The sequence below is a fragment of the Mycobacterium sp. genome (genome assembly GCF_049673265.1).
GTDB lineage: Bacteria > Actinomycetota > Actinomycetes > Mycobacteriales > Mycobacteriaceae > Mycobacterium.
The window spans coordinates 1-5,135 of record NZ_JBATXN010000041.1; the positions used below are offsets into that span (position 1 = coordinate 1).

At 65.9% G+C, this 5,135-nt stretch carries 6 protein-coding genes; all 6 read left to right on the top strand.

The genetic code is table 11. The annotated features are described in order from the left end of the window. The coding region (locus tag WBF82_RS01435) for a PucR family transcriptional regulator (RefSeq protein WP_424381326.1) at positions 1 to 416 on the top strand (416 nt) is incomplete at its 5' end. 127 nt (positions 417 to 543) lie between these two features. Further along, positions 544 to 1,458, top strand: a complete 915-nt coding sequence (locus tag WBF82_RS01440) for an ACP S-malonyltransferase (protein WP_424381327.1) — start codon at positions 544 to 546, stop codon at positions 1,456 to 1,458. Between the two features lie 102 nt (positions 1,459 to 1,560). After that, positions 1,561 to 1,908, top strand: coding sequence for a meromycolate extension acyl carrier protein AcpM (gene acpM / locus WBF82_RS01445; protein ID WP_424381328.1), 348 nt, complete (start codon positions 1,561 to 1,563; stop codon positions 1,906 to 1,908). Then, positions 1,905 to 3,155 carry a 3-oxoacyl-ACP synthase KasA gene (gene kasA, locus WBF82_RS01450; protein ID WP_424381329.1) on the top strand — a complete coding sequence of 417 codons (1,251 nt, stop codon included), beginning with the start codon at positions 1,905 to 1,907 and terminating at the stop codon, positions 3,153 to 3,155. Before acpM ends, kasA begins: the two co-directional genes overlap by 4 nt. A gap of 82 nt (positions 3,156 to 3,237) precedes the next feature. After that, positions 3,238 to 4,497, top strand: a complete 1,260-nt coding sequence (kasB, locus tag WBF82_RS01455; RefSeq protein WP_424381330.1) for a 3-oxoacyl-ACP synthase KasB — start codon at positions 3,238 to 3,240, stop codon at positions 4,495 to 4,497. Positions 4,498 to 4,528: 31 nt separating this feature from the next. After that, a partial coding sequence (locus WBF82_RS01460) for a carboxyl transferase domain-containing protein (RefSeq protein ID WP_424381331.1) occupies positions 4,529 to 5,135 on the top strand: 607 nt, incomplete at its 3' end.

Below are 5,135 nucleotides of genomic sequence, written 5' to 3' on the forward strand. Positions count from 1 at the left end.
GTGCACCGCGGCCGGTCCTGGCCCGCGAACTGCTGCCCGAGCGGGCGCTGATGGGCGACGCATCGGCCGTCGCGGCGTTGCACACCGACGTGATGCGCCCGCTGGCCGACGCGGGCCCAACCCTCACCGAGACCCTCGACGCCTACCTCGACTGCGGCGGCGCGATCGAAGCCTGCGCCCGCAAGTTGTTCGTTCATCCAAATACCGTGCGGTACCGACTGCGTCGTATCGCGGACTTCACCGGCCGCGATCCCACCGAGCCACGCGACGCCTACGTCCTTCGGGTGGCCGCCACCGTGGGCCACCTTGCTTACCAAGCACAGCAGTCCAGCCTCGCCAGCAACATCGTGACGCCCGTCACGCCGCCGGTGGACAGGGACCTGGCCGCGCTATCGGAGACGGTTGCACGCAGCTGACAGATCGCAGCACGATATCGAATACGTCGCATCGCGTGCGTTTTTGTGGAGTTTCCACAAAAACATAAGACGAGGTTCATAATCTGATACACGGCGCAAAACCGTCTTCACAGTGTTCCCTTAAGAAGTGATCGCGTTGCTCGCGCCCGGACAAGGGTCGCAGACCGAGGGAATGCTGTCGCCGTGGCTGGAACTGCCCGGCGCCGCGGACCGGCTGGCGTCATGGTCGACGGCCAGCGGCCTGGACCTGGCCCGGCTCGGCACCACCGCCTCGACCGAGGAGATCACCGACACCGCCATCGCACAGCCGCTGATCGTTGCGGCCACCCTGCTGGCCCACCAGGAGCTGACCAGCCGCGGAGTCCTCGCCGACGCCGATGATGTCATCGTGGCCGGCCACTCGGTCGGTGAGATCGCCGCCTACGCGATCGCCGGGGTGATCTCGGCCGACGACGCCGTGGCCCTGGCCGCCACCCGCGGTGCCGAGATGGCCAAGGCCTGCGCCAACGAGCCAACGGGGATGTCCGCCGTTCTCGGTGGTGACGAAACCGAGGTGCTGGCCCGGCTGGAGCAACTCGACTTGGTTCCCGCGAACCGCAACGCCGCCGGTCAAGTCGTGGCCGCCGGCCGCCTGAGCGCGCTGGACAAGCTCGCCGAAGACCCGCCGGCCAAGGCCCGGGTGCGTGCGCTGGGCGTCGCCGGAGCGTTCCACACCGAGTTCATGGCGTCCGCGCTCGAGGGCTTTGCGGAAGCGGTGCAGCACATCGAAGCGACCGCGGAGCCGACCGCTGTTTTGCTGTCCAACCGCGACGGCCAGCCGGTATCCTCGGCTAGCGATGCGATAGAGAAGCTTGTCGCACAGTTGACTCGCCCGGTGCGCTGGGATTTGTGCAACGAGACGTTGCGCCAGCGAAATGTCAAAGCGATTGTCGAGTTCCCGCCTGCGGGCGCTCTGAGCGGCATCGCCAAGCGTGAACTTCGCGGGGTACCGGCGCATGCCGTCAAGACCCCCGCAGACCTGGATGGTTTGACCGAGCTGTAAGGGCCTGGCCGCAAAGCCAGATCAGGAAAACCCGTCCGCCCCCACAACCGCATACGCACGTCAAATTAGCAGTTACACAACACATTACGAAGGGAACTGAACGTGAGCGTTAGTCAGGAAGAAATCATCGCCGGTATCGCCGAGATCATCGAAGAGGTCACCGGTATCGAGCCCTCGGAGATCACCCCGGAGAAGTCGTTCGTCGACGACCTCGACATCGACTCGCTGTCGATGGTTGAGATCGCGGTGCAGACCGAGGACAAGTACGGCGTGAAGATCCCCGACGAGGACCTGGCCGGGCTCCGCACCGTCGGTGACGTCGTTACCTACATCCAGAAGCTCGAGGAAGAGAACCCCGAGGCCGCCCAGGCGCTGCGCTCCAAGCTCGAGACCGAGAACCCGGAGGCGGTCGAGTCGGTGCGCGCCAGGATGGAAGCCGACCACCAGTGACCAGACCTTCCACTGCTAACGGCGGTTTCCCCAATGTTGTGGTAACCGCCGTCACGGCGACGACATCGATCGCGCCTGACATCGAGAGCACGTGGAAGGGCTTGCTGGCCGGAGAGAGCGGCATCCGCGTCCTCGAAGACGAGTTCGTGACGAAGTGGGACCTGCCGGTGAAGATCGGCGGCCACCTCAAGGAATCCATCGACGAACACATGAGTCGACTGGACCTGCGCCGCATGTCCTACGTCCAGCGGCTGGCCAAGCTGCTCAGCGGTCAACTCTGGGAGAACGCAGGTAGCCCGGAGGTCGACCCCGACCGCTTCGCCGTCGTTGTAGGCACCGGCCTGGGCGGCGCGGAGCGGATCGTCGAAAGCTACGACCTGATGAACGAGGGCGGCCCCCGCAAGGTGTCGCCCCTGGCCGTGCAGATGATCATGCCCAACGGCGCCGCTGCGGTCGTGGGCCTGCAGCTTGGCGCCCGGGCCGGGGTGATGACCCCGGTGTCAGCCTGTTCATCGGGCTCGGAGGCCATCGCCCACGCGTGGCGGCAAATCGTCATGGGCGACGCCGACATCGCCGTGTGCGGCGGTGTCGAGGGTCCCATCGAGGCCCTGCCCATCGCGGCGTTCTCGATGATGCGCGCCATGTCGACCCGCAACGATGACCCCGAAGGGGCGTCGCGTCCGTTCGACAAGGACCGCGACGGCTTCGTGTTCGGTGAGGCCGGTGCACTGATGGTCATTGAAACCGAGGAGCACGCCAAGGCCCGTGGCGCCAAGCCGCTGGCCCGGTTGATGGGCGCCGGCATCACGTCTGACGCCTTCCACATGGTGGCGCCAGCACCAGACGGCGTGCGTGCCGGCCGGGCGATGACTCGCTCGCTGGAGTTGGCGGGCTTGTCCCCCAAGGACATCGACCACGTCAACGCGCACGCGACTGCTACGCCGATCGGTGATACGGCAGAAGCCAATGCGCTGCGAGAGGCCGGTTGCCAGCACGCTCCGGTTTATGCGCCGAAGTCGGCGCTGGGCCACTCCATTGGCGCGGTGGGTTCCCTGGAATCGGTGCTGACGGTGCTCACGCTGCGAGACGGCGTCATACCACCGACACTGAACTATCACACCCCCGATCCCGAGATCGACCTTGACGTCGTCGCGGGCGAGCCACGTTATGGCGACTACCAGTACGCCATCAACAACTCGTTCGGCTTCGGCGGACACAACGTGGCGCTGGTCTTCGGGCGGTACTAAGCAAGGACGTCCGGCGGCGATGCGGTCCGCGAACGGCCCGAGGAGTAGCCGCACTAGTAGGAAAGGAACGTTCGCAAAAGCAATGGCAGGGTTGGCTACGGGGAATGGTTTCCCCAACATCGTTGTCACCGGCGTTGCCATGACGACGGCTCTCGCATCTGATGCCGAGACCACGTGGAAGTTGCTGCTGGACGGGCAAAGTGGGATTCGCCTCCTCGACGACCCGTTCGTCGAGGAGTATGACCTGCCGGTTCGTATCGGCGGCCACCTCCTCGAGGAGTTCGACAGCCAGCTGGACCGCGTCCAGAACCGCCGGATGGGCTACCTGCAGAAGATGGCCACGGTGCTCAACCAGCGGGTGTGGGAAAACGCGGGTTCGCCCGAAGTGGACACCAACCGGTTGGCGGTGTCGATCGGCACCGGCATCGGTTCCAGCGAAGAACTGATCTTCGCCTACGACGGCATGCGCGCTAAGGGTTTGAAGGCGGTCTCTCCGCTGGTCGTGCAGATGTACATGCCCAACGGCGCAGCCGCGGCGATCGGCCTACAGCGCGAAGCCAAAGCCGGGGTGATGACCGCGGTGTCGGCATGCGCTTCCGGTTCGGAGGGCATCGCCCGTGCCTGGCAGCAACTCGTGCTCGGCGAAGCCGACATCGCAATCTGCGGTGGCGTCGAGACGAAGATCGAGGCGGTGCCGATCGCGGGCTTCGCCCAGATGCGAATCGTGTTGTCCACCAACAACGAGGACCCCGCCGGCGCCTGCCGCCCGTTCGACAAGGACCGCAACGGCTTCGTCTTCGGCGAGGCCGGCGCATTGATGGTGATCGAGACCGAGGAGCACGCCAAGGCACGCGGCGCCAACATCTTGGCCCGGATCATGGGGGCCAGCGTCACATCGGACGGCTTCCACATGGTGGCGCCGGACCCCAACGGGGAACGAGCCGGCCATGCGATGACGCGGGCGATCCAGCTCGCCGGCCTTAAGCCGACCGACATCAGCCACGTCAACGCCCATGCCACCGGCACTTCGGTCGGTGACGTAGCCGAGGGCAAGGCCATCAACAACGCGCTGGGCCCCGGCGGTGGCAACGCGGCGGTGTACGCACCCAAGTCCGCGCTGGGCCACTCGGTCGGTGCGGTCGGCGCCGTCGAGTCGATCTTGACGGTGCTGGCGCTGCGCGACCAGGTCGTTCCGCCCACCTTGAACCTGGTCAACCTGGACCCGGAGATTGACCTCGACGTGGTGGCGGGCAAGCCGCGGCCGGGCGACTACAAGTACGCCATCAATAACTCTTTCGGATTCGGCGGGCACAACGTGGCAATCACGTTTGGCCGCTACTAGATCGAACCATGATTGGAACAGGAGACCTGCGATGACGACCCTGGCCCCGGATACGGTTGACGAGTCGCTCGACCCGCGCGATCCGCTGCTGCGGCTGCGCAGCTTCTTCGACGACGGCACCATCGAGCTGCTGCATGAGCGTGACCGCTCCGGTGTGCTGGCCGCCGCCGGAGCCGTAAACGGCTTGCGCACAATCGCTTTCTGCACCGACGGCACCGTGATGGGCGGTGCGATGGGTATCGAAGGCTGCACGCACATCGTCAACGCCTACGACACCGCCATCGAGGAGCAGAGCCCGATCGTGGGCATCTGGCACTCCGGCGGTGCGCGGCTGGCCGAGGGTGTGCGCGCGCTACACGCGGTCGGGCTGGTGTTCGAGGCGATGATCCGGGCATCCGGATACATCCCGCAGATCTCAGTGGTCGTCGGCTTCGCCGCCGGTGGTGCCGCCTACGGACCGGCACTGACCGACGTCGTCGTGATGGCGCCGGAGAGCCGGGTCTTCGTCACCGGGCCAGACATCGTGCGCACCGTCACCGGCGAGGACGTCGACATGGCATCACTGGGCGGCCCGGACACCCACCACAAGAAGTCCGGGGTGTGCCACATCGTTGCCGATGACGAGCTCGATGCTTACG

Bases quoted from the DNA above. Each gene is read 5' to 3' on its own strand.
- kasB (WP_424381330.1), top strand. From the start codon at position 3,238: ATGGCAGGGTTGGCTACGGGGAATGGTTTCCCCAACATCGTTGTCACC.